Here is a 25807-nt window from a genome sequence, read left to right as displayed (position 1 = left end):
ATGACGACTTTAAAAGACCAAATCACGGATGTTTTGAAAGCAACAATGCGTGCAAAAGAAATGTCCAAGCTGACGGTCATACGTGGTCTACAGGCGGCAATTAAGCAAATAGAAGTCGATGAGCGCAAAGAACTTGACGACGCTCAAGTTCTTGCGGTCATTGAAAAACAAATTAAACAACGTAAAGAATCGATCAAGGCCTTTGATGGTGCTGGTCGAGAAGATTTAGCTAGTAAGGAACAAGCCGAGGTTGAGGTGTTATCTCAATTTCTACCAGAAGCTATGACTGAGGAAGAACTTGATTCCATCATTGCGCAAACGATTGCAGCGCAAGAAGCTACTAGCATGAAAGATATGGGTAAGGTGATGAATTCTCTGCGTCCGCTCATAGCCGGGCGCGCCGATCCTGCACAAGTTTCAGCTAAAATTAAAGCGAAACTTGCTTAATCCCACTTCTCTAATATTCGATCTTTAACGTTGAACTGACTTTTTATAAAAGACAGTTCTTAACGTATTCTTATTGCAAATAACAGTCAACCTGATAACGTTTCAGCAATTGCATCTCTTTTGAAGATTTCACTTCTATAATCACATCCTGTTTAGTTATCTTCTGAAACTGACGATCCAGATAAGCACGATTTTGGTCAGCCGCCTGATATAAGCGATCGGCATAACGTTGCACAATACTACAAAAATGTGAATTCTGCGCTGCGCTAAAACCTTGTTGCTGCGGATTCAAACCACCCAAGAATTGACGCGATTCCTTTTTATAGTCAGCATTAATACGCTCTACCGCGTCTACATACTCAACAGCACTCGCAGCAAATACCGCATAACTCCACCCCAATAGACAGATGCCCAATAATATTTTCTTCATAGCATGCTTCAGATTTAATCGCACTGATCATTAAAAAAAGATTGTAGCCCGATTCAGTATATCCTGACCATATCATCCTGATATAAAAAGCTTAAAACCTGACTAAGGCTTAAATTTTATATTGACGTGCCTGCTGCATCTGTTTCAGGCGTTGGTTAATGGTTGCCGATAAAGATTGATTATTTTTCGCTGTACGCTGTGCATGTAATAATGACTTGATGGCGGTTTCTTCATAACCGGACCAGTATTCTACTTCTGCACGATAACGCAGCACATTGGCGGCCTTGATTGCCGATGCAGGCTCTGCATTGGTCGCCAGTTGCATCAGTCGCCAGCCGCTCACATCGCGGGAATTGGCATTCAAAAACTTTTGTACAATCTGTTTAGCTTGATCAGGTTGCTGGGCACGAATCAAGACTTCTGCATATTTATAATTGAGCGCACGATTTTCCGGCATGATCCGCGCTGCCGAAGCCACACTTTTCAGCGCTGCATTCAACTGGTTCCGACCTAAGTAAATATCAGTCTGAAACAAGACCAATAAAGGATGCATCTGGTTATGCTTTTTCGCCTGATCTAAAGCAGCCTGTGCGGCCTGAAAATCACTTTGCTGTATCTGGTAGGCAGCCAAAGCAAGCTGACCGGCAAAATTATTCTGCCGATTCATCAAACTGAGCTGCTCCTCACTGGTCTGGCGAGACAGCACCCTGCTATACCATTTGATAATCTCAAAGTCCTGATCATTCAGCTTAGGTTTGACCGCAGGCAGCTGATTGGCACGTAAACGTGCTTCACTCATACGCTCAGTCGTCAATGGATGAGTAAACCAGAAATCCGGCAGGAAGCTTAAGCGACTGGTCGAGCGATGCATGACTTCGAAGAAGTCTGCCATACTATGCGGGTTATAGCCGGAACGATACATGTATTGCATGCCAATTCGGTCTGCTTCACGCTCCTGATTACGACTATAAGTCAGCTGTTTATCCATCAACGCGGCTTGCGAACCCATCATCACCGCAGCACCCGCATCACCATCCGCCTGAGAGGCCACCAATGCCCCGACCAGAATTCCGGCCAATGCCAGCAAACCCTGCCCCTTAAAAGCATCTTGAGAGCGACTGTAATGACGTTGTGTGACATGTGCAATTTCATGCGCCATCACCCCCGCCACTTCATCCATATTTCGGGCTGAATTGATTAAACCAGCATTAAGAGCAAACAGCCCTCCCGGCACAGCAAAAGCATTAATTTGTGGATCATTAATCACCAGCAAACCAATGGGCTGTTGTAACTGAGTCTGACTGAGAATATGAGAAAATACCGACAGCAGCTGGTCTTCCAGCCATGGATTCTGCATGACTGGCATTTGCTTATGCACTTCGCGATAGACTTTTTCACCGATCATTCTTTCTTTTTGCTGATCGAGTAAACCCACGCCTGTACCAATATCAGGCACAGAAAAGTGTGCAGTCGCTTGATTAAAATCATGGCTAGAGCTATGCCCTGTCACCATGCACATCGTTAAGCCACACGCCAACGCCAATCGTTTCAATGAAAAATCTCTAAATCTATTGTTCTAAGCTGCCTTGAATATAGCATTGAAAAATGGGCATATACGCAAGAAAATGTTATTTAATATTATTGAAACTCAGGATTAACCACATAGCGTGGCACTCGCCCTTCTAAAGCATCCACCAGATTCTGATAGGCCAATTCGGCCATTTTTTTACGGGTGGCAGCCGTCGCAGAACCCACATGTGGCAATGTAACCACATTGTCCAACTGAAATAATTCAGATTCTTTTAAAGGTTCTTTCTGATAGACATCGAGACCGGCAGCAAAAATCTGCTTGGCTTTTAAAGCGTCAATTAAAGCCTGCTCATCAATGACTGAGCCACGTGAAATATTCACCAATACCGCATGTGGTTGCATTTTTTCCAACTCAGCCGCTGCAATCAGCGCTTTAGAATCAGCATTTAAGTCAACCGCAATAACGACAAAGTCGGAACGCTGTAATAGTTCATCTAAGTCAGAATACTGTGCATTCAGGCCTTGGGCCAATTCTGGTTTTTCACGGCGATTATGGTACAGAATATTCATATTGAAACCATAAAAACCACGGCGTGCGATCGCAGCCCCAATATGGCCCAGACCAATAATTCCCAGGGCTTTTCCAAAAATATCCACACCAAATTGTGCTTCACCAACAGTACGCTGCCATTGCCCCTGCTTGGTCCATTGATCCAGATAAGCCACTTTACGTGCCGCTGACATCAGTAAAGTAAAAGCAAGATCAGCTGTAGTTTCGGTCAGCACATGCGGGGTATGGCTGAGATAGATATTTTTTTCATTTAAATAATCAAGTTCATAGTTGTCATAACCGACACTGACACTAGAAATGACTTTAAGCCGGGTGGCAGTCGCCAGATTGTCACGATTCAGCAATCGACCTGCACCAATCATGCCATCGGCATCCTGAACCTCCTGCAAAAGCTGCCGGTTCACATCGCCTAACTTGGGTTGTATATAAGCGACATCATAATGTTGTTCAAGTTTATTTTGAATATCAGCATCGATCTGACTAAATACAACCACTTTTTGTTTCATATTTTTTATTCCAAACTCATATTATTTCAAGCTGGCAGACCTATTTTGCATAAACTGCCATAAACGTTTTTTCAGAATTGGCTGATCTAGCATTTCCTGTAAAGAAGCCAACTGGATTATTTTACTATTTGAAATATAAGGTACAGTTCCCAAAAAAATAATATTTTTCTCGGCACTCATCCCATCGAGAAAACCCTGAATATAAGAGTCCACACCGCGCCCATCCTGAACATTGGCCCAAGGAAATGGCCAGTTCAGCTCACAAAACTCGCTGACCACTGCACGCTGGATATTCGTCCATAAATTCTGGGTTTCTTCAGTCATTGCAGTCGCATCAATCACAATACTGCAATAGGCCAGACTTAAAATCTGCAAACTAAATGGCGGAATTTGTATGATTTCACGCTGTTCCTGAACCAGTACTGGCGTGGGCACTGATACCACGGGCATGACTTCAGCTTCGGGTTGAATAACCGGCTCAGGAATTGATAGATCTGTAAATACCTCGGGCTGCTTGGACTGAGGCAAGACAATGTCACTGTGAAATTCTGGTGCGGCCTGATCACGCCAGATCGAGACCTGATGTGGCTGACATGCGCTGTCCCTAGGAATCCAGAGATCAATTCCTAATGTTGCCAGTATGTCACGCTGATGCCCTATCATCTTTTCATCATCACCAATTTCAGGCTGAACATTTTAGCCGGATTGCCTCTACTTTGCCGAACTTTTTCCGCTTTTCTTTTTTATCCTGATGGATTCTAATACAAAGTCGATCTGCCTGCTAAAAACTGTACTTTTAATACGCAATTAAATCACTGCCTCTGTTATAACAGATGCAGTTTCAAACTGTGAATTGTTATCTTCTTTTTTACATAATGGTTAAACTGTTTTTCTTCAACATTTGTTGAATAATCTGCTCTGCCTCAAAACCCAAGCGCCAATAAAGCAGTTCCATCACATCCAGTTCGTCCTGAGTCACAATACGGTCGCTCCACAAACAGGCTTCTGCGATACCCAAAATCCCGAGACGTTCACGCAGTAAAAGCCCCGAAATATCATTCAGAATTTCCGCCAGATCAATCGGCTCATCAGAAATTTCATTGTATAAGTCCAATTCTCGAGCCGACAAAATCCGGTTTAAAATGCGTTCGCGAACCTCAAGCTGGTTTCCGCTATTAATCTGCTGCACATGCAACAAGGCATCAATCAGACGCACAATCTGAGGCTTAACTTCATCCAAAGCTGTTGGAATATGTGCGGGCAATAGATTCAGCTCATATTTGACACATTCCAGCAATAAGGCATCGAGCAAGCCAATTTCACCATCTTCCTGAATAATTCGTGCCAGTTTCATCAAAAACTGACGTGCAACTGTGGTGGGCATCCCGCCAATATTCTTGCAGGCTTGCTGGAAAATCGAAATATGCACCCGCCCATCCAGATTCAGCAGTGAATCTACAATGGCGCGGCTCACTTCAGCCTCAGTCGGAATAAATTCACGATATTGACGAATCATCAAGATGGCAACCATGACTTCACGCGAGCCGGTCGCCGTCTGCAATGCACGTTCAAGCAACTCCGGACGCGGCATACTCAGCCGCAGCTCTGGATTCAGTGGCTTGATCGCATCTTTAATTGCAAAGCTGATTGGAGATAGACGCAACAACGGCAGAGGCTGTGGCGAACTCCAGCTCATCGCAGTCTCGGGCACCACTTCTTCCAGAGAACGAAATAAACTGAATAAAGGCTGATTCTTGAGTTTCTTCAAGTTCTCGAGCTGCAAATCCTGAATCAGGGCAGGATTTAATTCATAGATGCGCTGATTGATGTTCGGGTGAATGTTCAACCAGTTTTGCGGACTCAAGGAATTGGCAAAACACATATGGGAAATGGATTCGGCATATTCACTATAGATTTGCGAACCGGAATGATGCACATGAATTCTGAGTAAAGTCTGGATATTGGCATCATTTTGAATCAGGCGGCGAGTTTTCTGGTCATTCTTAAAAGTGCGTCCACCCAGTGAAATATATTTAATAAAGCGTGTGATCAATACCCCCAAACTGCCAATCAGCCAGATCACCGCGCCAATTGCGACATAAAAGGTTTCAAACTTATTTTCACGTCGAATACCAGTTCGATAGAAACCAGATTTGGCAATTTTGCTGCCCCACTGGCTAAAGGTGGTTAAACTGCTATACAAAATTTTTAAGCGGGTATTTTCCGCAGTTTCACCCGACAGAATTTTATTAAATTCGTGACTGAGTAAACCATACAGCTCGACTTTATCCAGAGTTTGTACCGCACCCCAAGTCAGAATAATCGCGGTATCTCGCGGGCTAAAACCCGCCGTCAGTGCATTAACTCCAACTTCATCGGGCAGTACATACACCGCCGGAGGTTCAATTAAAAAGGTATCGGCCAGCTGCTGGGTAATTTGCAGTGCCGCACTTTCCTCAGGAATACTTTCCATCGGGCTGAGACGGCGCGCACCCATCTGTTTTGCCAGCGAATAACCGCCATTCCGGAAAAGATAAAATTCATAGATGACCGAGATCAGCATCACACATAACAGCAACGCAATCAGATAAGGACTGAGCATATGCCAGAAAATAGACTGGGTAGAATCAACATAAAAAACGAATAGACCAACAACGGTATTGATAATAAAAATAGTTAACAGCACAGCAATCAAGCAGAAGCTTACAGGCAATACGATATTCTTGTTTTTTATAAAATCATATCCTACGTTGCGCAATGTAGAACCCTAGTTAAGATTATTTTCAATGGGTTCATCATAAAACAAAAAAGCGGGAAATTCCCGCTTTTTCATGATGATTTTAAGCGCTTAGACTTCACGTACGCCAGTTAAATCCACAGAAGCTGCATCGATATTCACATCGATGTAATTCCCTTCTTTCATGGCACTGTCACTACGTTTTTGCTGTAGATCATCCAGATACTGCGCATCAATACCACCCGCGACATAAACGCCGTCAAATACCGAACAGTCAAAATCTTTCAGATCTGGCACTTTGGTGGTTCGAACTGCATCTTTTAAATCTTCCAGATCCTGGAACACCAAACGGTCTGCACCAATAATTTCACGAATTTCTTCAACGCTACGATCTGAGGCAATTAGCTCTGATTTTGCCGGCATATCGATACCGTACACGTTTGGATATTTCACCATCGGTGCTGCGGAAGCAAAGAAGACTTTTTTCGCACCAGAATCACGTGCCATCTGGATAATTTCATTACAGGTCGTACCACGCACAATCGAGTCATCGACCAATAGTACGTTTTTACCCTTAAATTCAAGCTCAACCGGGTTCAGTTTTTGACGTACCGATTTTTTACGTAGTTGCTGACCTGGCATAATAAAAGTACGACCGATATAACGGTTTTTCATGAAACCTTCACGGAATTTCACACCCAGCATATTGGCAAGTTCCAATGCAGAAGTACGTGAAGTATCCGGAATCGGAATCACCACATCGATATCATTCTCTTCACCCCACTCGCGCAGAATTTTTTGCGCCAGCTTCTCACCCATTTTCAGACGTGCTTTATACACCGAGATTCCATCAATAATGGCATCCGGACGGGCAAAATACACATATTCAAAAATACATGGACGATATTCAGGATTGCTCGCACATTGCTTGGTAAAGAAATTACCTTGTAAATCGATAAATACCGCTTCACCTGGCTGAATATCACGCTCAACTTTGAAGCCCAGCGCAGTAATCGCAACCGATTCAGAAGCTATGATATATTCCATGCCCTGTTCAGTTTCACGTGAACCGTAAATCAGTGGACGGATACCATTCGGATCACGGAAGCCCACCAGACCTTGTCCGGTAATCATTGCTACCACACCATAAGCGCCTTTACAACGCTCATGCACACGTGTTACCGCATGGAAAATATCTTCCGAAGTCGGCACCAATTTGCCATGTTTTTGCAATTCATGCGCTAGCACGTTTAGCAGCACTTCTGAATCAGAATCCGTGTTCATATGACGCAAGTCAGTTTTGAACAGGTCATCGTGAATTTCTTCGGCATTGGTCAAATTACCGTTATGCGCCAAGGTAATTCCATACGGCGAGTTCACATAAAATGGCTGTGCTTCTGCACTGCTCGATGAACCGGCTGTTGGATAACGCACATGACCAATCCCGTAATTTCCTTTCAAGGCACGCATATGACGGGTATGAAATACATCACGCACCATCCCATTGTCTTTACGAAGGAACAGACGCCCTTCATCACATGTCACGATCCCAGCTGCATCTTGTCCACGATGTTGTAACATCGTTAATGCATCAAACAACATTTGGTTAACGGGTGATTTACCAGCTATACCAACTACTCCACACATAGCAACCTCGCAGACAAGCTAGGATTAATAAAAAGGATTATTTGTAGACTCATCTGCAGCTCCAGATTTGGACGATGTTTCAGATGATACAGCTGAAGGTTTCGATGTCCCTTCAGGCTTGATATGTTGTAGTGCGCCATTCGCGGCGTCTTTCGACATTTGAGTCGCCCAAGGCGCATAAGGCAATAAGGCTTGAATAAACTTGGACTGTTTCCAGTGCGGTGAGCTTTCTACCCATGGGCCAATGCCTTGCATGGTAATCAGTACAATCAGCAAGCCTTTCAGGCTACCAAAGACACCACCTGCCAGACGGTTAAGCGGACCCAGTTTAAGACTCTTTAAAATACGGTTTAAAAGCGCAGTGACGATCCAGGTCAGAACCACAATTAACAGGACGATAAAGGCGAAGGCTGCTATCTTTTGTACGACTGGATCTGTACTCAGAGCAACCATAGACGGCGCAAGTAGCGTTGAATATTTTGCCGCAACAATCAGGGCAAAGATCCATCCCACTAAGTTCGCAAAGGCTTTAATAAATCCTTGACGCAAACCGTTGAGCCCTCCAATGAGCAAGATAATCAGCAGAAAGATATCAATGGCATTCATAGGATTTAAAGTGCGTCTACACAATCTTTTACAAGTTCAGGTCCAGTATAGATGAGGCCACTATAAACTTGTACAAGGCTGGCACCTGCCTGTTTCTTGGCAACAGCATCTGCGCCTGAAAGAATACCACCCACACCAATCAAGGGAATTTGTCCTTTTAACACCTGAGCAAATGCAGCCAGACATGCGGTACTTTTCTCAAAGACTGGCGCGCCAGATAGACCACCTGCCTCCTCTGCATGCGCCAGACCTTCCACCCCTTCACGTGACAGTGTGGTATTGGTCACGATCAGACCATCAATCTTGAATTGCAGTAACTGCTTGGCAATAAAGGCAATATCGGTTTCGTCCAGATCAGGCGCTACTTTAAGGACCAAAGGTACATAATGCTGGTATTCCTGCGCCAATTCAAGCTGACGGTTTTTCAATGTTTCAAGCAGTTCGGTCAGTGCATCACCACTTTGCAGGCTGCGCAGGTTTTTGGTATTGGGAGAAGAAATGTTGACGGTAATATAAGAAGCATAATTATAGACTTTTTCTAAACAGATGAGGTAATCATCTACTGCTTTTTCTACCGGAGTATCAGCGTTTTTACCGATATTGATACCGAGAATGCCTTTAAATTTGGCCGCTTTGACATTTTCAACCAGCTGATCCACGCCATCATTGTTAAAGCCCATACGGTTAATAATAGCTTTGGCCTGCGGCAGACGGAACAAACGCGGATGAGGGTTGCCTGCTTGCGGTCGCGGCGTAATGGTACCAATTTCAATAAAACCAAAACCTTGACCAGCAAGGGCATCAATATAAGCACCATTTTTGTCTAAACCTGCCGCAAGCCCTACTGGATTGGGAAATTCGATTCCCATACAGGTTACAGGTTTTGCAGTAACATTTTGACGCATCAAGCCCATTTTATGGGATGATTTTAATAGTGATAGTGTCAGCTCATGTGCACGCTCTGGTGCTAAAGAAAACAACAAAGGGCGGGCTAGAGAATACAACATATCTAGAAAAGTCTACTGCTTTTTAAGTCGGCATATTATAGGCATAGGCTGACAAAAAAACCATGCTTTGCAAATCTTTATTTTTACCGTTTATTGCACGGTCGCGGTTAATTTAATCTGTCCTGCTTCATTATTTAGTTCCATTTTCTCAACACTTAGACCCATTTGTGCCAGTTGAGTCAGGAAGTTTGCCAAAACTGCATAATTTTCATGCATGACCGCCAATTGAATTTTTCCATCTATTTGCTGGGATGCAACCGAAAGACCTTGTTGCTGTGCCACCCGCTGTACTTTCTCTGCGGCATCCAGCTGCATGTCTCCAGCAGGCTTTATGGTGACTGCATTACTTTGCATCCAGACAATGGTATCTTTCAGCTGATTTAAACGTTTCTGCTGGGTGTCTGCTGCCTGATGCATATACCAGAGTGCTGAACTGACCGCAGCCACAACTACAAAAATAGTGGTAAAAATCACCAATACCCGTTCACGTGCCGAGAGACTGTCCAGATAATCCCTCAGTTTTTCAAAAGATTGATCCATGCGATTTTGTAGCGCTTCGATGGCTTTCATTATTGCACCCTCACCAGCCCAATGGCACCTGTTCCGCTGGCCTGAATATTCCCCAGCTCCACTTTAAAGCCTTGCTGACTCAATTGCTTGGTCAATGCATTTAGCATATCTGATGAATTGGCTTTAAGCTCCATACTCAACACAGACGCATCATAATTGATCCGTTGTGCCACAATCTGGTTCTGCATCAAGACTGGTCCCACCCGGCTAATCAGCTGCAATGCCTGTGTATCGGCAATCTGGCTTTGACGCAACTGCCCTTCAAACTGGCTTTTGATATTCTGCTCAGTGACCGGATAATTTTGCCCAAACCAGTACTTGAACTGATCAACGGCCTGTGCAGCGGTCTGATTTGCCACTTTTTTGTATTGATACCAGCGCACCGCATCATAACCAAACTGTAAGACTAATATGCCCAGAAATACAGCTGCGCATGCTTTCCAGTAACCGGAAATGGCACCTTCAGATTTGGCTTTGGGCAATACATTAAACGCATGCTGTTTAGGTTTTTTCAATACCGGAAGGACATACTGAAAAGATTCTAACTGCTCCTGTGTGACCAATGCTTCTAGGCTACTTAACTGATCCTGATTCAGACTACTGACTTTATAATGCAAATCTTTGGGCTGATAATCCAGATACAGACTCAGATCATCCAATGACTGGCCGATATATTCTGCCTCTCGTACCAACAAGCGCCCACCAATTTGGGTAATCACCCGCTGATTGGCTTCAGGAACCGGCAGCACCAAAAAGTCTGGCAGCAAAGCCGCCAGCTTGACGGGAATCAGGTTGAGAGAATACTGCAAGGTCTCGAGGGTAGAATTCGCAATCCCCATAATACTGACCTGATCAGGCTGCTGAAAATGATGCAGCACTTTCATGGCATCGACGGGCAGCACCACATATTCTTCAAGCAGATACTTGATGCCCTCATTGCCCATTTTTTTATATTGGCTCTTGGGCAAAGTCTGCTGCAAAATTTGCACATGACGGCTCGGGAAAAACACTACTGCTTCTTCGCCATGATGAGCCTGAATCTCCTGAATCAACTGCTCAAGTGTGGCCGCAGTGTTCCAGAATTCCCCAGTTGACCATTGCCAAACCCCATTGGCCTCAGGCATCCATAAATACAACATCGATTGTGTACTACCGTTTTAATTGGTTTTTATGATGTAGGAATAAAACTTTTAACTGTTGTCGACAAACCCGCGGCAATGACTGGCTGCGCATAGATACGTGCTTCTGCCAATGCATAGGGATGAAAAGACTCCGCCAGCAAAATAGAAGAAATGTGTGCCACCACATTCATATGACACACCACGGCAATCGATTCATAAGGCAGTTGCGACAACCATTCAACCGCGACCTTGGCATCATCATCGGGTTTAATCGCATTACAGATCACCACGGGTACATCTTGAAAATACTGCTGCAGATGAGCCAGGGTCTCTTGTGCACGCAATAAGGGACTGACCACAAACACTTCAGGTTTAATCATATTTTTTAAGAACTGTGCAGTTTGCTCAGCCTGCTGATGACCACGCTCCGTCAATGGACGCTTGCTATCATTGCCATTGACTGGTGGAGCAGCCTCACCATGTCGCACTAAAGTCAGTTGCATTGGATTTCCTTATTTTCTTTTGCCTGCATGATAACTGGCCAATATGACAATTCGCAGACAGTCCCTTTGTGTTATAGATCAGACTTGATGATGTGGCAAGACAAATTCCACATCACTGCGATGACCATTTTTCATCAATGACAAGGCAATATTGAGTGGTGGTGCACCTTCAAAAATCACATCATACAAGGCAGAAGTAATTGGCATATAGACATCCAGTTCTTCGGAACGCGCCTTGACCTGTACGATGGTATTGATCCCTTCTGCAGTTTGACCCAGTTCAGTAGTAGCCTGCTCCAAAGTCTTGCCTTTGCCCAAGGCAAAACCAACCTGATAATTACGACTCAGCGGACTGCTACAAGTCGCAAATAAATCACCCACACCGGAAAGCCCGAGGAAAGTCAGCGGATTCGCGCCCAATTTTACCGCAAAACGGCTCATTTCGGCCAGTGCACGGGTCAGGATCATACTCTTGGTATTTTCACCCACGTTATACGCGGCTGCCATCCCCATCGCGACGGCATAAATATTTTTTAAGGCACCACCGAGTTCTACACCATGTACATCATCACTGGCAAAAACACGGAACAAGGCACTATGTAAGGCTTGCTGTACGGCATAACGTACCAGCTCAGACTCGCTGGCAATCACGGTTCCTGCCGGCTGACCTGCCACAATTTCCTTGGCGAGATTCGGTCCGGACAACACTCCATAAGGCACTTCTGGCAACACTTCCCGAATAATATCACTCATGAAGCTAAAAGTTTTGGCTTCAATCCCTTTGGTGAGTGAAATCACGGCTTGTGAGGTGATAAAAGGCTTGATTTGTTGCAGGACATCCCGAAAAGAATGACTTGGAATCGCGACTAAAATAATATCGCGATCACGCACAGCCAGTTCCAGATCCGACACAGCCAGTAAGTTTTCTTCCAGCTGGAAATCGGGCAAATAACGTTTATTGATATGCGTGGCATTAATATCTGCCGCAACGGCTTCGTCACGAATCCAGATCATGGTATTACAACCATTACGCACTGCAGTATTGGCCATTGCGGTACCAAAACTGCCCCCACCCAACACCGTGACTCTTAAAGCGGTCTTATGATCGACTGCAACCGGCTCGACCAGTGCTGAAAAATTTAATTCTGACATGTTATTTTTTAATACCCTGTTATACCGTGCAAATTAACCGTTCTGATTCCAATAACTTACAAAATTACTGGTCTGAATCTCTGCGCGTGCTGGAATTGCTTTTGCTGCAGTGCCAATATAAATAATACCCGAGACCAAATCATCTTTTGAAATTCCTAATGCCTGCTTAAACAGGCCAGACTCGACTACAGCACCACTGCGCCACATGGTCGAGAAACCCTGAATCTGGAGTGATAACAGAAAATTCTGTATGGCGGCGCCTGAACTGAGAATCTGTTCAAAATGTGGAACTTTAGGATGATCTTGCAAACGCGTTAAAGCCAGCACCAATAGTGGCGCACGGAATGGATGATTCTTGACCCGTTCAATCTGTGCCGTTTCAGTTTCACCCAGATCGACCAGTGCCTGAGACAACAGCTCCCCAAATGCTTCACGCTGTGCATCAGGTATCACCACAAAGGTGGTGGGTTTCAACCGATGATGATCTGGTGCTGTCAATGCCGCCTGAAAAGCCAGCTCCAGCTGTTCTGCATTCGGTGCCGGTGCCAGCAAATGTCCTATTGATTGACGTTGGTGAATATTTTGATGAACGATGTCGACCACGGATTCCGTCATTGCTTTGTAGATCTATACTTAAAAACTGTTTTCAAGATTAGCATATTCCAGCTGTAATACTCTATAAACTTCACCGCGACTTAGCCGCAAAAATCACTAAAGAACATTACAATATTTTTATTTTAATCAATGAAATGCTTAGCTGAATTACTTTTTTAGCATAGAGTCACACTAAAAATTTCCAAACTTATACAACAGCTCCAAATTCTGTGCGCTTTACTATGCTCAAATAAGCTTAATTCTGTTTTCACCCGAGATTTTATCATGAAAAAAACAATTGCGATCAGCGGATTAGCAGCTTCAGCTCTACTTTTAACTGCCTGTGCTTCCAACCCAACCTCACTGGCAATTCAGAAAGAAAATAATCAGTTTGAGGTCACCGGATTAGGTAAAAATCAATTAACTGCCAAAAATAATGCCATTAATGCTGCCAGCAAAACCTGTGGTTCGAAAGCTACTGCGATTATTATCGATGAAAAGACGGGTTATAACGGGGCATTAAAAGGTGTCGTTGATGATCAGACTGGACAGATGATTCAGGCAGCAGCGACTGTTTTAGGTAATATCGCAGGCACCAATACTGGTTTAAACCAGAATGATGACTATCAAACCATTTTGACTTTCCGTTGTCAGGCCAAATAAGTCCAGATCACATGGTCATAAAAAAAACCGCTCTTGAAGAGCGGTTTTTTTAATCTGGATTAGCAATAACCTTCCAGACGAGTTAAAGGCAATTTCTGTCCAATCGCCTTCTCAATTTCTGGTAGATAGAACGCATCATCTTCGGCAAGGAAACTAATACTCACACCACGTGTTCCCGCACGGCCAGTACGTCCAATACGATGTACATAATCATCTGACTGTTCAGGTAAAGTGAAGTTCACCACATGTGAAACACCATCCACATGAATACCACGACCCGCAACATCTGTTGCAATCATAATGTTGTGCTTACCATTTTTGAACTGGTCTAGCATTTTTAGACGCTTGTCTTGAGCAATCTCACCAGACAGCATGACCACCTTATAACCATCACGTTTTAAATGATCATAAAGCTTACGCACCTGATCACGACGGTTGGCGAAAATCATCACCTTTTCAATCGGCTCATCACGCAAGATTTCTTGCAACAGTTTATATTTATCGGCCTTAGCCACCATATACACCCGTTGCTCGACATCGGCATTGGTTTTCTTTTCCGGTTCAATTTCAACTGTTACCGGTTCAAATAACCATTGCTGGGCCAAATTTAGTACATCATAGCTGAATGTTGCAGAGAACATTAAAGTCTGACGTTGCTCCTTACGCGGCGAAAAACGCACAATGCGTTTCACTGAAGGAATAAAGCCCATATCGAGTAGACGATCCGCTTCATCAATGACCAGAAATTCAATCTGATCCAGCCAGACTTCTTTTTGCTCGACAAAATCGATCAAACGACCGGGTGTCGCGACCATAATATCGACAGGTGCTTTATTTAGTTGATTCTTTTGCTTGTCAAAATCTACACCACCCAGCAAAGTCACGACATTGAGACCGGCATATTTGGCCAGATCCTGTGCATCGCTTTCAATTTGCAGTGCCAGTTCACGGGTCGGTGCCAAAATCAGGGCACGCGGTTCACCACGATAACGCTGCTCCTGAATTGGGTTATTTAATAGATCATTCATGATACTAATTAAAAAAGCTGCAGTTTTACCTGTACCTGTCTGTGCGCGGCCAATGGCATCATGTCCTGCCAGCGTGAATTTTAAAACCTTCTGCTGGATAGGCGTCATGGTGGTAAAGCCTAAAGCATCAATCGCTTTTTTTAGATTGGGATGTAAATTTAAGGTTTCAAAACCAGATGACATAAAGCGGTGCTCTACTTGGGTAATCACTAAGATGGGGATAGTATAAACAAAAAACGCCCCAAGTTATATTGGAGCGTTTTCTTTTTAGCTTAATCCGAAGATTAGTCTAATGGTTGAACTTCTTCAGCTTGAAAGCCTTTTTGGCCTTTAACAACACTGAATTCAACGCGTTGACCATCACGAAGTGAACGGTGGCCGTCACCTTGGATAGCACGGAAATGAACAAATACGTCATCACCGCCGTTACGTTGAATAAAGCCGAAGCCTTTAGTATCGTTAAACCACTTAACTACGCCTTGTTCGCGAGCAGCTGTCATAAGTTAATCCTCATTGAAACTAAAAGAAGGACCACCCGGTGTTGCAAACAGCAGAGCAAACAAGTTTGAAAATATTATTTTTAAGCTTGTAATCATTCTGTAAAACTATCAACAAAATCCCGGTTACATCCATTTATGTAATAGGGTGAAAAACAATCACTTTGTTTATTCAAAGTCCCAAATACGCAACGAGCTTAACATGGGTTTATCACAATTAATAGATTTTTTTTAGCATGTTCTGTTTGATTTAGTTATTTTTTTCATGAAAATTGTCAAAAGACTTTATATCTTCTTTTAGATCCTGATTTTTATTAAAGCAGTTTGGTTCTATACGCTTCTTTGTTACTATTTATTGTCATTTTTTTGCTATATGAATGAAACCCTAATGTCGCAAAATCCACAGCAATATTGTCTTATCGATGCCATGGGAAAACCCTGCCCGATGCCGCTATTAATGTTAAAACGGGCACTAAAGGCCGGTAATCAGAAAACTTTCTTGCTCAAATCCTCTGATCCACATAGTCAGACGGATGTCAGCCGTTATTGCCAGATTCATCAACTCAAGCTTGAATCAAAAAAAGTTTCTGATTCAGAATTTCACTACTTGATTGAATCTTAAAAATTTTCAATTAAACTGTTTATCTTAGTTTCGTATACTTTTTTACATTTCTCTACCCAAATATCCATTATTTGCGGAGAGATTGGATTAAGATAAAACCTATGTTTAGGGTTATCCCGCATTTCAAGGAGAACACATGAGTGACAGCCGCAATCAGTTGATGCCCCTGTCATTATCGGCGCCAGGGGTCAACCTCGGTGCTTATATCAGCACTGTCAATCAGATTCCGATTTTAACGGCCGAACAAGAAAAAGAGTTGGCCGAACGCTATTACTATGACCAAGATTTAGATGCAGCAAAAATGCTGGTCATGTCACATTTGCGTTTTGTGGTGCATATTGCACGCAGTTATGCAGGTTATGGCCTGCCACAAGGCGACCTGATTCAGGAAGGCAACCTGGGTCTGATGAAAGCTGTAAAACGTTTTGACCCGAATATGGGCGTACGTTTGGTGTCATTTGCTGTGCACTGGATTAAGGCGGAAATTCATGAATATGTGATCCGTAACTGGCGTATTGTTAAAATCGCGACCACCAAAGCGCAACGTAAACTGTTTTTTAATCTGCGTAGCCTGAAAAAATCATCGAAAAAGTTGACCCTCGCAGAAGCACAGTCGATTGCCAATGATTTAAATGTCACACCAGAACAAGTTCTGGAGATGGAAGGCCGTTTGACGGCATATGATGCTGCTTTTGATGCTTCCGGCGATGACGATGATGAAGGTTCAACTTATGTTGCACCGGCTTTATATCTTGAAGATAACCGTTATGATCCGGCCCGTCTGATTGAAAATGAGGATTATGAGGAACAAAGTACCTCTGCCCTGCACGAAGCCATGGATCAGCTCGATGATCGTTCACGTAATATCTTGCAGCGTCGCTGGCTAGACGATGAGAAATCAACCCTGCATGAGCTGGCCGCCGAATATAACGTTTCCGCGGAACGTATTCGCCAACTCGAAAAAAATGCCATGGAAAAAATTAAAGTGGCGATGTCCTCCAATTAATACCAAATTCTGTTATTGATTTAATCTGAAAAAGCCTTCTTTGATGAAGGCTTTTTTATGTCCGAATTTTGAATTTATGCTAAGGTTGAGCGCAAACTTTATCAGGAAGATCAATTCAAATGTGGATTGCGATTTCAGCACTCAACTTGGCGCTTGCCGTGATGCTCGGTGCCTTTGGTGCACATGGTTTAAAAGCGCGCGCGACTGAAGCCCAGCTCGGCTGGTGGCAAACGGCAACGGATTATTTTTTCTATCATGCCTTAGGTTTGCTTATTCTGGCCTTGCTCGCGAAAGTCATTCCGACACTCCCGATTCAATGGAGTTTTTGGCTAATTCAGGTCGGTATTTTATTATTTTCTGGTTCACTGTATATCATGGCCTTGGGTTTACCACGTGGATTAGGCGCAATTACGCCAATTGGTGGTGCTTTAATGATTGCAGGATGGTTAATTCTGGCTTGGAATGCTTTAAAATACGCCAGATAAGTCTGAAAATCACTTAATCATGGAGGGTAGCTAGAATGATGATTTATATCAATGGCGAACAACAGGAAACTCACTGCAAGAATCTGCTGGAACTGATTCAGAGTATGGCGCTTGAGGGTAAGCGTTTTGCAGTTGAAGTCAATGAAATGATTATTCCTAAAAGCAGATTAGGCGATACGCCGATTTGCGATACAGACAAAATAGAAATTATTCACGCGGTCGGTGGCGGCTAATACTCGGGACGATTATGCAAGATTTATTACAGATTGGTTCACGCCAATTCCAGTCTCGCCTTTTGGTAGGCACAGGCAAATATAAAGATTTAAATGAAACTCAGCAAGCCATTGAAACCAGTGGCGCAGAGATTGTTACTGTCGCGATTCGTCGGGTCAATATTGGACAGCATCCAGATCAGCCGAACCTGCTGTCAGTCATTCCTCCGGAAAAATATACCATTTTGCCGAATACCGCAGGTTGTTTCGATGCCAATAGTGCCGTTCGCACCTGTATGCTGGCACGCGAACTCCTTGATGGCCATAATCTGGTCAAGCTTGAAGTTTTAGGCGATGAAAAGACCTTATATCCGAATGTGACTGAAACCTTGAAAGCTGCACGTACCTTGATTGACGATGGCTTTGAGATCATGGTCTATACTTCGGATGATCCAATCGTGGCGCAAGAACTGGAAAGCATGGGCTGTGTGGCAATTATGCCTTTGGGCAGCCTGATTGGTTCGGGCTTGGGAATTCTCAATCCACATACCCTGTCGATTATTAAAGAAAATGCCAAAGTGCCTGTACTGGTCGATGCTGGTGTCGGTACCGCAAGTGATGCCGCAATTGCGATGGAACTGGGCTGTGATGGTGTACTGATGAATACAGCGATTGCAGCTGCACAGAATCCGGTACTCATGGCCTCTGCAATGAAAAAAGCAGTCGAAGCTGGCCGTGAAGCTTTTCTGGCCGGCCGTATGCCACGCAAACGTATGGCCAATGCCAGCTCGCCGGAAACTGGTTATTTCTTTAAATAAATCTCATCGTAGTCAAAGGATTGTATGATTCTTTGACTATCATTTAGCTTTTACTCATCCTAAATTATCTATTTTTATAAATCAGCTCGACGGATTCAAGCTTTAATAAAGCATCAGGAAAAAGCAGCTCCCCCTGCAAGCCTGGCAATTCAATCTTGCTCCAGACCAGTTTATTACGTAAAGACAATGGAAGTTTCTCTGCAATAATCGTAGTGCAATAACGATGCGTCTCACCTCTTGATCCTAAAATAAATTGCTCTCCTACCTGCCTTGTCACGGCCCTAGCAATATCTTTTCTTTTATATGGCTCTAAACTGCTTTCTCTATAAACTGCCCACTTTTTTGCTCGTTTTGAGTCAATAAAATCACTGATATCTGATTGAATCACTTGATTTACATGTGAGGGATCATCATCTGTGGTCGCATGCACCACCAAAATATTCGGTTGAGTTTCTGCAATCACGCCAATATGTGAGTATTCACTCCCACTCAGTTTTTTGATTAAAAAACTTTCGTAACCCACCCCTTCCCGAACAATCCAATCACCCACTTGAAATGCGTGCTCGGGCATATAAATCTGTTTATCTTGCTTTATAGTATCTTGGGGGGGAAACCCAATAAAAAGGCAGATTAGAATAACTAATCTGCCCAAAATCAAACTAAACCGATTATAAATCAACTTTCCATTTATCTTCATTTTTGATAAGTTTTACTCGATCTGTTACAGAATTAGAGCCTTCATTTTTAAAGCTGACTCCGATAGTCACCCGTCCTTTTCCATTTGCTTCATCGATATTTTTGTCTACCACACTAATTTCTTTGACTCCGCCTTTACGTTCAGCTTGCTCTTTAGCCTTTGCCGCGCCAGCTTTTATTTTGCCTTGAATCATTTCTTCAGAACCTGCTTGGGCTTTAACATTTTCAGGTATATAAATATAAGAGAGCATTTTTTCTGAATCGCCTTTATAGGCTGCTGTAACATATTCTTGAGCTACATTTTCTGGATTTTTAACACTACTACATGCAACCAGCATTCCCGTTAAACCGAAACTTAATACTAAATTCAGTATTCTCTTCATCTTATTTATTCCAATAGCAATTATTAAATGAAAGTCAAAAAAAAAGCATAATAATTATGCTTTTTTTTAAATTTTATGGAATTAGACCTTCATCTCGCATTGCAATCTGTACAGACTGACGCTCTGCGACTTTATTGCGGATATGAATAATATTCTTATACGGACTTAAATCATGCTCAATATGATTCGACCAATTGGTCAACACAAACAGATAAGCATCGGCTGGGCCAAAGTTATCATCAACCAGATAGTCATTGTCTGATTCAGCAATCGCTTTGTCGATATAACTCAATAGACGATCGACTTCTGCATAGGCTTTTTTCTTTTCATCATCGGATAACTTGCCACCAAAGAACACCGCATAAGCATCATGCAATTCTGAGTTGAGATAACCCAGCCATTCCAGAACTTTGGCACGTCCCATACCAGATGGCGGAATCAGATCTTGTTTTGGATCGTGTTGAGCCAGAAAAGGTAAAATGGCTACGTTTTCTGTCAGGATCAGACCAGGATTAATTTCTAAGGCTGGTACATAGCCTTTAGGATTAATTTCGTAATAATCCGTACCTTTCTCTGTTTTATGTGTTTTTAAGTCAACACGTTCCAAATCAAAATCGACATTAATTTCATTTAAAATAATATGAGCTGCCAGTGAGCATGCACCCGGCGAATAGTAAAGCTTCATTTCTGATCCTTGTTATACACTTCTCTATGTTTTAAATCGCTTCTGTCAAACTTTCAAGTGATCAAACCTGTAAATTGCAAAAAAGCGTAACTGCCCCTCAGGACATTTACTCATTCAATATTCAGGAAATTAACGGCTTTTTCAAGCCCATCTCTGTAGATTTTTGACCGCATCTGTTTAAGATACCCAGGTTTTCCAAATTTAGATGATATTTCGTGATTAGCCTTAAAAAAGAAGAATGGTTTTCCAATGTTCGGACTGATGTACTCGCAGGTTTGGTGGTTGGACTGGCCTTAATTCCCGAGTCGATCGCCTTCTCTGCAATTGCTGGCGTCGATCCGCAGGTCGGTCTCTATGCTTCGTTTTGTATTGCTGTGACGATTGCTTTTTTTGGCGGCCGCCCTGCCATGATCTCAGCGGCTACGGGTGCGATGGCACTGCTGATGATTACGCTGGTAAAAGACCATGGACTGCAATATCTGCTGGTAGCGACTATTCTGACCGGAATTATTCAGGTCATTGCCGGTTATTTTAAAGTGGCCAAGTTGATGCGCTTTGTTTCGCAAGCTGTGGTGTATGGATTTTTGAATGCATTGGCAATTCTGATTTTTGTCGCACAGCTTCCCGAGATGCAAAAAATGGATGGGATGGGCTATCTGTTTATTGCCATGGGTCTGGCGATTATCTATCTATTTCCTTATCTGCCTGAAATTGGTAAAGCCATTCCTTCTCCGCTAATTTGCATCATCGTGCTGAGTGGACTGGCGCTGTTCTTGGGTACAGATATGCGAACCGTGAGTGATCTGGGGCAATTTCCGGACACCTTACCAGTGTTCCTGCTGCCGGAGATTCCGCTCAATCTGGAAACCCTACAAATTGTACTGCCTTATTCATTGACGCTGGCGACTGTCGGTTTGCTGGAAAGCATGATGACCACGACTGTAATTGATGAAGTCACCGGAACTGAAGGTGACCGTCATCAGGAATGTCGTGGTCAGGGTATGGCCAATATTGTCAGTGGTTTTATGGGTGGCATGGCCGGTTGTGCCATGATCGGTCAATCGATTATTAATGTGTCTTCCGGTGCACGAACCCGTTTATCGACGCTGATTGCCGGTGTATTTTTGCTGTGCCTGGTGGTGTTTCTGAAAGACTGGCTGGCTTATATTCCGATGGCGGCTTTGGTGGCGATTATGGTGATGGTCGCCTTTACCACTTTCCAGTGGGGTTCAGTCAAACAATTCAATAAACATCCGCTGGAATTTAATGTGGTTATGATTGCGGTGGTGCTGGTGGTTTTAGCCACCCATAATCTGGCACTGGGTGTATTTGTTGGCGTGCTACTTTCTGCCCTGTTCTTTATTAATAAACTGGAAAGAACCGTGCATGTATCTACCCATTTAAATTCAGCTCACTCCCGCAGCTATATTATTTCCGGACAGATTTTTTTCAGTAGTTCAGAAAAATTCTATCAGTTCTTTGACTTTAAAGAAAAGCTTGCACATGTCGAGCTGGATCTGACCCATGCACATATCTGGGATGTGACTTCAGTCAATATGCTGAATAACGTCATCCAGAAATTTAAAGCTCAAGGTATAGAGGTGACCGTGATTGGTTTAAATGAAGCCAGCAGCACCTTGATTGACCGTTTTAGTAGCTGAGGCATGATGATTAATAAAAGAGCCTCGCTTGGCTCTTTTATTGTATCTGGAAGATCTTGCCGATTTTTATGGAGAAATACCGAGAAAAGTTTGACTTGCTCGGCTCAGGACTTAAAATACCGCATTCTGAATTTTTAGATTTGCCAAAGTTATGTCGAACGATCAATTAGACCAGCAAGTCGTGGAGCTGGACAATTTAAGCGAGCACCGTGAAATCGTGACGTTTATGCGCCGCTCAATGCCGCTGAACACCTCTCAACGTACTGCGCTTGAACAATATGGTCACTTAATTTTGGAATATCCGGTGGGCGATTTACGTCAACACTTTGAACATCCGGAGCGTCCTTTAACGGTAGAAATCGGTTTTGGTATGGGTCGTTCTCTGGTGCTGATGGCCAAGGCCAATCCCGAGCGTAATTTTGTCGGGATTGAAGTTCATGTACCAGGCATTGCGCAGTGTGTCTATGAAGCAGGTATGGCCGGCGTAACCAACTTACGCGTACTGGATGCCGATGCGATTCAAGTGCTGCGTGAAATGCCGGACAATAGTATCAATACGGTTCAGCTTTACTTCCCTGATCCATGGCAGAAAAAACGTCATTTTAAACGCCGTTTTGTTTCACATGAACGTATGCCACTGGTTGAGCAAAAGCTGGAGCTGGGCGGCACCTTCCATGCTGCAACAGATTGGGAACCATATGCAGAATGGATGCTTGAAGTTTTGGAAGAACGTCCACGTCTGGAAAACCTCGCAGGTAAAGGCAACAGCTATCCTCGTCCTGACTGGCGTCCACAAACCAAGTTTGAGCGTCGCGGCATTGAAGCCGGTCACAAGATTAATGACTTTATCTTCAAGAAAATTTCTTAATCTAAGACTCACAAAAGCGCTGATTATTCAGCGCTTTTTTATAGAGAAAATTTGTCTTTGAACCCTGCTCTGTAGATAAATCATTAGCTTCTTCATTTCTGATGACGCGTGAGAATCTGCTGGCTCAACAACTGATAGACATTTTGTAAATCTGCTCGCTGCCGATTCGCCAGCATCTGCTGATGCATATTCAGGATATTTTGATCACCACGCATGGCGGGGCCAGTCTGCATTTGCCTTGGATCATTTTCTGTGGCTTTATGGGCAGTTTCTAGTATTAAGGGATACAGCAGACTGAAATCGACCTGCTCAGCATCTACAATCTGCTTCGCCATATCATAACAATAATTACTGAAATTACAGGCAAATACTGCGGCCAGATGCAAACTTAAGCGTTGTTCAGAGCTATAGTGATAGACTCTATTGCTTAGGCTATTTGCTAGATCATGCAGTTTTTCTTGATCTTCAGCATTATCCGCTTCAATAAATAAAGGCGTATTCGACCAGTCGATGTCACGTTCCAGACTAAAAGTCTGTAAAGGGTAAAATACACCTGAACGTGGGTGAACATCCTGCAAAACGTTTAAGTGGGTACTGCCAGAAGTATGTACGATCAACACATCAGGAAGATAGGCATGTACCTGCTCGATGACAGATCGAATGAATTGGTCACTGACGGCAATGATTAAAAGATCAATTTCGGAATGCAGTAATTCAGGAGCGTTGATCGCCTGAGCCTTAAATTTAGATGCCAGCTGTTCTGCCTTGGCAAAACTGCGGCTATAGATTTGTACAAGCTCATGCTGTCCATTTAAGCCTTGGGCAAGATGAAAGGCAACTCGACCTGCCCCAATAATACTAATCCGCATCTGCTGATCTTCCTGAATAATTGCGCACAGCATGCCAATAAAAAAAGGACGAAGCAATTCGTCCTTTTGTGTAAATCAGATTTTAAAATTTACGTAAGGTTAAAATCTGCTCACTGCGACCAAAAGGCCCATGAAGATCATGTAAAATTCCACTGGTTAAACCAATGCCATCTTCACCATATTGCTGTAGCACTTCTAGTCCTAGCCATGTGCCTTTAGGCAAACGATGCAAATGAATCTGCAAGTCCAGATTTGGGAAACCCCATCCCGCATTTGGATCCTGACGCGGCACCACACCGTTGGCTGTATCCACCATTCCCATCAAGCGGCTAAAGTCGCTGGTCGTCTGACCTTCTACCATTTCCAGGGCATTCGATAACCAGACAATACCTTTGCCCGCACGATGATCGACATGGGCACGGGTATTAATACTTTGAATATAACCACCTGGCCAGCAGCGCATCCCTTCCCACACCGGCAGGTCTTCAGGGTGCTGAACCGAAAAATCTTCCAGACCGGCGATCGCGCGGGTATCCGAAGTCATCATTTTCCAGGCACGTGCCACAATACAGGTTTTCCCGTTGGCACACATTTCTGCTTCAATGAGTTCGATGGTTTTACCCGGACGAATCATGCGCGTAGTAATGGAAAATTCACCAAAAGCAATCAGTCCAAAGATATCCAGACTCACCCGGCCAATGCGCATCTCTGCACGTGGCTGAAACTGTTCCAGTTCTGCACAAATAATGCCAGTCGCGGGCGCCATATGCTGCTCATGCGGATTCCATGCACCTTGCGCATGAATATTAGATTCATAATAAGCAGTGCTGCTGCCATCGGCATGCTGTTCGCGGTTGATGAAACGATAGTAGGCTGACATTGTTTTTACACTTCCTTGAATCTTATATTTAAATTTCTAGTTAACTGTTTCAGTTAGCTATGCTTATTTCTGTATAAAAAAACCATAATAATTCATGATTTGACAGTAAATTTTGCTATGTTTAAATCCGACTTTGGTTAAAAGCGCTGCTAAATCTTGGGCAGAGATTAAATGAAAGTCCTGCTGTAACCGTTCAAGCATTTTTTCGCTTTGTTGAATACTGAGTCCTGTCTGCTGTGCCATTTTTTGCAAGATTTTTAATTCAGTTTTATTTTCAGGTTGCATCAAGTCATAGGTTAACAGGATTCCATCGGTCTTAAGACTACCGGATATATCCTGAAAAAATTCAGTTTTATTTTCTGATGGAATAAAATGTGCCACCAAAATTGCTAGAGCCGCATCGAACTGATTATCTTGATTTAAGCTTTGTGTATCTGTCTGAATAAAACGAATCCGCTGCGATCCCAGGTCTAACCCAATATTTTTCTGCGCCTGTTCCAGCATAGTCGCCGATGGATCAATTGCAGTAAATGTCCAGTTTGGGTGGCGTTGCAACAGATAAGATAGCTCATAGCCTGTCCCGCAACCAACGACCAATATATGGGCAATTTCGGGTAAATGAGTGGTTAGGATGGCATCAATTTGCTGATGTACCAGTTCATAGCCGGGAATCAGTTTACGGATGTGCTCATCATAATTAGCGACGACGAGTTCACTATGAAAGTTTTTTGCCATATTTTCACTTTACCTCACACCATTCAACAGACTAAAGAGCATTCGGTTTATCAGTTATTACAATATTGATAAAGATTCCATCTAAAGGTTTTAAATTTTCGACCATTATCCTAAATCTAATCACATGACAGGCGACATGAATGTCGCCATTTTGCTGAAGGGACATGGATGTCCCTTCAGCAAAATAAAGGGCTTTTGTTTATTTTGGCCCATCGAAAGTCAAAGCATGGCCTACACGTTAAAATTAAAATCTTTCTTTCTAAGTGAGGCTGTGCAGA

At 43.4% G+C, this 25807-nt stretch carries 30 protein-coding genes; 9 read left to right on the top strand and 21 right to left on the bottom strand.

Translation table 11 applies throughout. From position 1 onward, the window contains the following. Entirely contained in the window at nucleotides 1–447 is a 447-nt protein-coding gene (locus FTU87_RS00760; protein ID WP_004729943.1) for a GatB/YqeY domain-containing protein, read from the top strand. Between the two features lie 70 nt (nucleotides 448–517). On the opposite strand, the gene FTU87_RS00755 is transcribed toward FTU87_RS00760, so the two are convergent. From FTU87_RS00755 to FTU87_RS00695, 13 genes are all read right to left on the bottom strand, one after another. Beyond that, nucleotides 518–877, bottom strand: coding sequence for a hypothetical protein (locus FTU87_RS00755; protein WP_100355077.1), 360 nt, complete (start codon nucleotides 875–877; stop codon nucleotides 518–520). A gap of 109 nt (nucleotides 878–986) precedes the next feature. Beyond that, the gene (locus FTU87_RS00750) at nucleotides 987–2429 is read right to left on the bottom strand and encodes a M48 family metalloprotease (RefSeq protein WP_218944814.1); all 1443 of its coding nucleotides are present in this window, start codon (nucleotides 2427–2429) and stop codon (nucleotides 987–989) included. Between the two features lie 86 nt (nucleotides 2430–2515). Beyond that, on the bottom strand, nucleotides 2516–3484 hold the full coding sequence (locus FTU87_RS00745; protein WP_180096487.1) for a D-glycerate dehydrogenase: 969 nt from the start codon (nucleotides 3482–3484) through the stop codon (nucleotides 2516–2518). 21 nt (nucleotides 3485–3505) lie between these two features. After that, nucleotides 3506–4147: a hypothetical protein gene (locus FTU87_RS00740; RefSeq protein WP_005096584.1), complete on the bottom strand. Its 642-nt coding sequence runs from the start codon at nucleotides 4145–4147 to the stop codon at nucleotides 3506–3508. Nucleotides 4148–4352: 205 nt separating this feature from the next. Further along, the gene (locus FTU87_RS00735) at nucleotides 4353–6242 is read right to left on the bottom strand and encodes a M48 family metalloprotease (protein ID WP_180000798.1); all 1890 of its coding nucleotides are present in this window, start codon (nucleotides 6240–6242) and stop codon (nucleotides 4353–4355) included. 90 nt (nucleotides 6243–6332) lie between these two features. After that, nucleotides 6333–7868, bottom strand: coding sequence for an amidophosphoribosyltransferase (gene purF / locus FTU87_RS00730; protein WP_180096486.1), 1536 nt, complete (start codon nucleotides 7866–7868; stop codon nucleotides 6333–6335). Nucleotides 7869–7892: 24 nt separating this feature from the next. Next, the gene (locus tag FTU87_RS00725; RefSeq protein WP_005096581.1) at nucleotides 7893–8474 is read right to left on the bottom strand and encodes a CvpA family protein; all 582 of its coding nucleotides are present in this window, start codon (nucleotides 8472–8474) and stop codon (nucleotides 7893–7895) included. Nucleotides 8475–8479: 5 nt separating this feature from the next. Beyond that, a complete protein-coding gene (locus FTU87_RS00720; RefSeq protein WP_180049987.1) occupies nucleotides 8480–9481 on the bottom strand; it encodes a quinone-dependent dihydroorotate dehydrogenase in 1002 nt (333 codons plus the stop codon). 90 nt (nucleotides 9482–9571) lie between these two features. After that, nucleotides 9572–10051, bottom strand: coding sequence for a type II secretion system protein GspM (gene gspM, locus FTU87_RS00715; protein WP_100355082.1), 480 nt, complete (start codon nucleotides 10049–10051; stop codon nucleotides 9572–9574). Further along, a complete protein-coding gene (gene gspL / locus FTU87_RS00710; protein ID WP_180096485.1) occupies nucleotides 10051–11190 on the bottom strand; it encodes a type II secretion system protein GspL in 1140 nt (379 codons plus the stop codon). Before gspL ends, gspM begins: the two co-directional genes overlap by 1 nt. Nucleotides 11191–11219: 29 nt before the next feature. Beyond that, nucleotides 11220–11675, bottom strand: a complete 456-nt coding sequence (gene sixA / locus FTU87_RS00705) for a phosphohistidine phosphatase SixA (protein ID WP_180096484.1) — start codon at nucleotides 11673–11675, stop codon at nucleotides 11220–11222. 78 nt (nucleotides 11676–11753) lie between these two features. Further along, nucleotides 11754–12827, bottom strand: coding sequence for an NAD(P)H-dependent glycerol-3-phosphate dehydrogenase (locus tag FTU87_RS00700; RefSeq protein WP_005096576.1), 1074 nt, complete (start codon nucleotides 12825–12827; stop codon nucleotides 11754–11756). A gap of 33 nt (nucleotides 12828–12860) precedes the next feature. After that, nucleotides 12861–13442 (bottom strand): nitroreductase family protein, encoded by a 582-nt coding sequence (locus FTU87_RS00695; RefSeq protein ID WP_005096574.1) that lies wholly within the window; start codon nucleotides 13440–13442, stop codon nucleotides 12861–12863. A 264-nt stretch (nucleotides 13443–13706) separates the two neighbouring features. Here FTU87_RS00695 and FTU87_RS00690 point away from each other — a divergent pair, with 264 nt between their 5' ends. Then, a complete protein-coding gene (locus FTU87_RS00690; protein ID WP_005171568.1) occupies nucleotides 13707–14084 on the top strand; it encodes a hypothetical protein in 378 nt (125 codons plus the stop codon). Between the two features lie 59 nt (nucleotides 14085–14143). On the opposite strand, the gene rhlB is transcribed toward FTU87_RS00690, so the two are convergent. Beyond that, nucleotides 14144–15295 (bottom strand): ATP-dependent RNA helicase RhlB, encoded by a 1152-nt coding sequence (rhlB, locus tag FTU87_RS00685; RefSeq protein WP_005096570.1) that lies wholly within the window; start codon nucleotides 15293–15295, stop codon nucleotides 14144–14146. Nucleotides 15296–15396: 101 nt separating this feature from the next. Beyond that, a complete protein-coding gene (locus FTU87_RS00680; RefSeq protein ID WP_004280099.1) occupies nucleotides 15397–15612 on the bottom strand; it encodes a cold-shock protein in 216 nt (71 codons plus the stop codon). Between the two features lie 385 nt (nucleotides 15613–15997). Here FTU87_RS00680 and FTU87_RS00675 point away from each other — a divergent pair, with 385 nt between their 5' ends. From FTU87_RS00675 to FTU87_RS00655, 5 genes are all read left to right on the top strand, one after another. Further along, entirely contained in the window at nucleotides 15998–16231 is a 234-nt protein-coding gene (locus FTU87_RS00675; protein ID WP_180049988.1) for a sulfurtransferase TusA family protein, read from the top strand. Between the two features lie 136 nt (nucleotides 16232–16367). Next, on the top strand, nucleotides 16368–17237 hold the full coding sequence (rpoH, locus tag FTU87_RS00670; protein ID WP_005096567.1) for an RNA polymerase sigma factor RpoH: 870 nt from the start codon (nucleotides 16368–16370) through the stop codon (nucleotides 17235–17237). A 119-nt stretch (nucleotides 17238–17356) separates the two neighbouring features. Beyond that, nucleotides 17357–17722 carry a DUF423 domain-containing protein gene (locus FTU87_RS00665; protein ID WP_005096565.1) on the top strand — a complete coding sequence of 122 codons (366 nt, stop codon included), beginning with the start codon at nucleotides 17357–17359 and terminating at the stop codon, nucleotides 17720–17722. 35 nt (nucleotides 17723–17757) lie between these two features. Further along, complete coding sequence (thiS, locus tag FTU87_RS00660) at nucleotides 17758–17955, top strand: sulfur carrier protein ThiS (RefSeq protein WP_004280105.1); 198 nt, start codon at nucleotides 17758–17760, stop codon at nucleotides 17953–17955. A 14-nt stretch (nucleotides 17956–17969) separates the two neighbouring features. Beyond that, nucleotides 17970–18752 carry a thiazole synthase gene (locus tag FTU87_RS00655; RefSeq protein WP_005096562.1) on the top strand — a complete coding sequence of 261 codons (783 nt, stop codon included), beginning with the start codon at nucleotides 17970–17972 and terminating at the stop codon, nucleotides 18750–18752. Nucleotides 18753–18816: 64 nt separating this feature from the next. Here the strand turns inward: FTU87_RS00655 and FTU87_RS00650 are convergent, their stop codons facing one another. From FTU87_RS00650 to FTU87_RS00640, 3 genes are all read right to left on the bottom strand, one after another. Continuing rightward, the gene (locus FTU87_RS00650; protein ID WP_157797502.1) at nucleotides 18817–19323 is read right to left on the bottom strand and encodes a YiiX/YebB-like N1pC/P60 family cysteine hydrolase; all 507 of its coding nucleotides are present in this window, start codon (nucleotides 19321–19323) and stop codon (nucleotides 18817–18819) included. A 97-nt stretch (nucleotides 19324–19420) separates the two neighbouring features. Then, the gene (locus FTU87_RS00645) at nucleotides 19421–19831 is read right to left on the bottom strand and encodes a DUF4878 domain-containing protein (RefSeq protein ID WP_100329791.1); all 411 of its coding nucleotides are present in this window, start codon (nucleotides 19829–19831) and stop codon (nucleotides 19421–19423) included. 73 nt (nucleotides 19832–19904) lie between these two features. Then, the gene (locus tag FTU87_RS00640; protein WP_005171574.1) at nucleotides 19905–20516 is read right to left on the bottom strand and encodes a glutathione binding-like protein; all 612 of its coding nucleotides are present in this window, start codon (nucleotides 20514–20516) and stop codon (nucleotides 19905–19907) included. A gap of 215 nt (nucleotides 20517–20731) precedes the next feature. Between FTU87_RS00640 and FTU87_RS00635 the strand changes: the two genes are divergently transcribed. After that, nucleotides 20732–22177, top strand: coding sequence for a SulP family inorganic anion transporter (locus FTU87_RS00635; RefSeq protein WP_180096483.1), 1446 nt, complete (start codon nucleotides 20732–20734; stop codon nucleotides 22175–22177). 151 nt (nucleotides 22178–22328) lie between these two features. Further along, nucleotides 22329–23045 (top strand): tRNA (guanosine(46)-N7)-methyltransferase TrmB, encoded by a 717-nt coding sequence (gene trmB / locus FTU87_RS00630; protein WP_100355085.1) that lies wholly within the window; start codon nucleotides 22329–22331, stop codon nucleotides 23043–23045. Nucleotides 23046–23137: 92 nt separating this feature from the next. Here trmB and FTU87_RS00625 read toward each other — a convergent pair whose 3' ends face one another. From FTU87_RS00625 to FTU87_RS00615, 3 genes are all read right to left on the bottom strand, one after another. Further along, entirely contained in the window at nucleotides 23138–23914 is a 777-nt protein-coding gene (locus FTU87_RS00625; protein WP_159138064.1) for a Rossmann-like and DUF2520 domain-containing protein, read from the bottom strand. 82 nt (nucleotides 23915–23996) lie between these two features. Next, on the bottom strand, nucleotides 23997–24794 hold the full coding sequence (locus tag FTU87_RS00620; protein ID WP_180096482.1) for a thioesterase family protein: 798 nt from the start codon (nucleotides 24792–24794) through the stop codon (nucleotides 23997–23999). 63 nt (nucleotides 24795–24857) lie between these two features. Beyond that, nucleotides 24858–25529, bottom strand: coding sequence for a class I SAM-dependent methyltransferase (locus tag FTU87_RS00615; RefSeq protein ID WP_100355086.1), 672 nt, complete (start codon nucleotides 25527–25529; stop codon nucleotides 24858–24860). Between the last annotated feature and the right edge of the window lie 278 nt (nucleotides 25530–25807).

Source organism: Acinetobacter sp. YH12156 (assembly GCF_013418235.1).
GTDB lineage: Bacteria > Pseudomonadota > Gammaproteobacteria > Pseudomonadales > Moraxellaceae > Acinetobacter > Acinetobacter pseudolwoffii.
Note: the sequence above shows the minus strand (reverse complement) of the source record. Positions and strands in the feature narration are given on the sequence as shown.

What these genes read in the sequence shown, in the direction of transcription:
- FTU87_RS00615 (WP_100355086.1), bottom strand. Translation starts at nt 25,529, where the DNA reads ATGGCAAAAAACTTTCATAGTGAACTCGTCGTCGCTAATTATGATGAG.
- FTU87_RS00755 (WP_100355077.1), bottom strand. Translation starts at nt 877, where the DNA reads ATGAAGAAAATATTATTGGGCATCTGTCTATTGGGGTGGAGTTATGCG.
- rhlB (WP_005096570.1), bottom strand. Translation starts at nt 15,295, where the DNA reads ATGTCATCTGGTTTTGAAACCTTAAATTTACATCCCAATCTAAAAAAA.
- FTU87_RS00655 (WP_005096562.1), top strand. Translation starts at nt 17,970, where the DNA reads ATGCAAGATTTATTACAGATTGGTTCACGCCAATTCCAGTCTCGCCTT.
- FTU87_RS00695 (WP_005096574.1), bottom strand. Translation starts at nt 13,442, where the DNA reads ATGACGGAATCCGTGGTCGACATCGTTCATCAAAATATTCACCAACGT.
- FTU87_RS00645 (WP_100329791.1), bottom strand. Translation starts at nt 19,831, where the DNA reads ATGAAGAGAATACTGAATTTAGTATTAAGTTTCGGTTTAACGGGAATG.
- sixA (WP_180096484.1), bottom strand. Translation starts at nt 11,675, where the DNA reads ATGCAACTGACTTTAGTGCGACATGGTGAGGCTGCTCCACCAGTCAAT.
- FTU87_RS00675 (WP_180049988.1), top strand. Translation starts at nt 15,998, where the DNA reads ATGTCGCAAAATCCACAGCAATATTGTCTTATCGATGCCATGGGAAAA.
- FTU87_RS00665 (WP_005096565.1), top strand. Translation starts at nt 17,357, where the DNA reads ATGTGGATTGCGATTTCAGCACTCAACTTGGCGCTTGCCGTGATGCTC.
- purF (WP_180096486.1), bottom strand. Translation starts at nt 7,868, where the DNA reads ATGTGTGGAGTAGTTGGTATAGCTGGTAAATCACCCGTTAACCAAATG.
- trmB (WP_100355085.1), top strand. Translation starts at nt 22,329, where the DNA reads ATGTCGAACGATCAATTAGACCAGCAAGTCGTGGAGCTGGACAATTTA.
- FTU87_RS00640 (WP_005171574.1), bottom strand. Translation starts at nt 20,516, where the DNA reads ATGAAGCTTTACTATTCGCCGGGTGCATGCTCACTGGCAGCTCATATT.
- FTU87_RS00680 (WP_004280099.1), bottom strand. Translation starts at nt 15,612, where the DNA reads ATGACAGCTGCTCGCGAACAAGGCGTAGTTAAGTGGTTTAACGATACT.
- FTU87_RS00700 (WP_005096576.1), bottom strand. Translation starts at nt 12,827, where the DNA reads ATGTCAGAATTAAATTTTTCAGCACTGGTCGAGCCGGTTGCAGTCGAT.
- FTU87_RS00625 (WP_159138064.1), bottom strand. Translation starts at nt 23,914, where the DNA reads ATGCGGATTAGTATTATTGGGGCAGGTCGAGTTGCCTTTCATCTTGCC.
- FTU87_RS00745 (WP_180096487.1), bottom strand. Translation starts at nt 3,484, where the DNA reads ATGAAACAAAAAGTGGTTGTATTTAGTCAGATCGATGCTGATATTCAA.
- FTU87_RS00690 (WP_005171568.1), top strand. Translation starts at nt 13,707, where the DNA reads ATGAAAAAAACAATTGCGATCAGCGGATTAGCAGCTTCAGCTCTACTT.
- FTU87_RS00740 (WP_005096584.1), bottom strand. Translation starts at nt 4,147, where the DNA reads ATGATAGGGCATCAGCGTGACATACTGGCAACATTAGGAATTGATCTC.
- FTU87_RS00650 (WP_157797502.1), bottom strand. Translation starts at nt 19,323, where the DNA reads ATGCCCGAGCACGCATTTCAAGTGGGTGATTGGATTGTTCGGGAAGGG.
- FTU87_RS00620 (WP_180096482.1), bottom strand. Translation starts at nt 24,794, where the DNA reads ATGTCAGCCTACTATCGTTTCATCAACCGCGAACAGCATGCCGATGGC.
- FTU87_RS00725 (WP_005096581.1), bottom strand. Translation starts at nt 8,474, where the DNA reads ATGAATGCCATTGATATCTTTCTGCTGATTATCTTGCTCATTGGAGGG.
- gspM (WP_100355082.1), bottom strand. Translation starts at nt 10,051, where the DNA reads ATGAAAGCCATCGAAGCGCTACAAAATCGCATGGATCAATCTTTTGAA.
- rpoH (WP_005096567.1), top strand. Translation starts at nt 16,368, where the DNA reads ATGAGTGACAGCCGCAATCAGTTGATGCCCCTGTCATTATCGGCGCCA.
- FTU87_RS00760 (WP_004729943.1), top strand. Translation starts at nt 1, where the DNA reads ATGACGACTTTAAAAGACCAAATCACGGATGTTTTGAAAGCAACAATG.
- FTU87_RS00720 (WP_180049987.1), bottom strand. Translation starts at nt 9,481, where the DNA reads ATGTTGTATTCTCTAGCCCGCCCTTTGTTGTTTTCTTTAGCACCAGAG.
- thiS (WP_004280105.1), top strand. Translation starts at nt 17,758, where the DNA reads ATGATGATTTATATCAATGGCGAACAACAGGAAACTCACTGCAAGAAT.
- gspL (WP_180096485.1), bottom strand. Translation starts at nt 11,190, where the DNA reads ATGTTGTATTTATGGATGCCTGAGGCCAATGGGGTTTGGCAATGGTCA.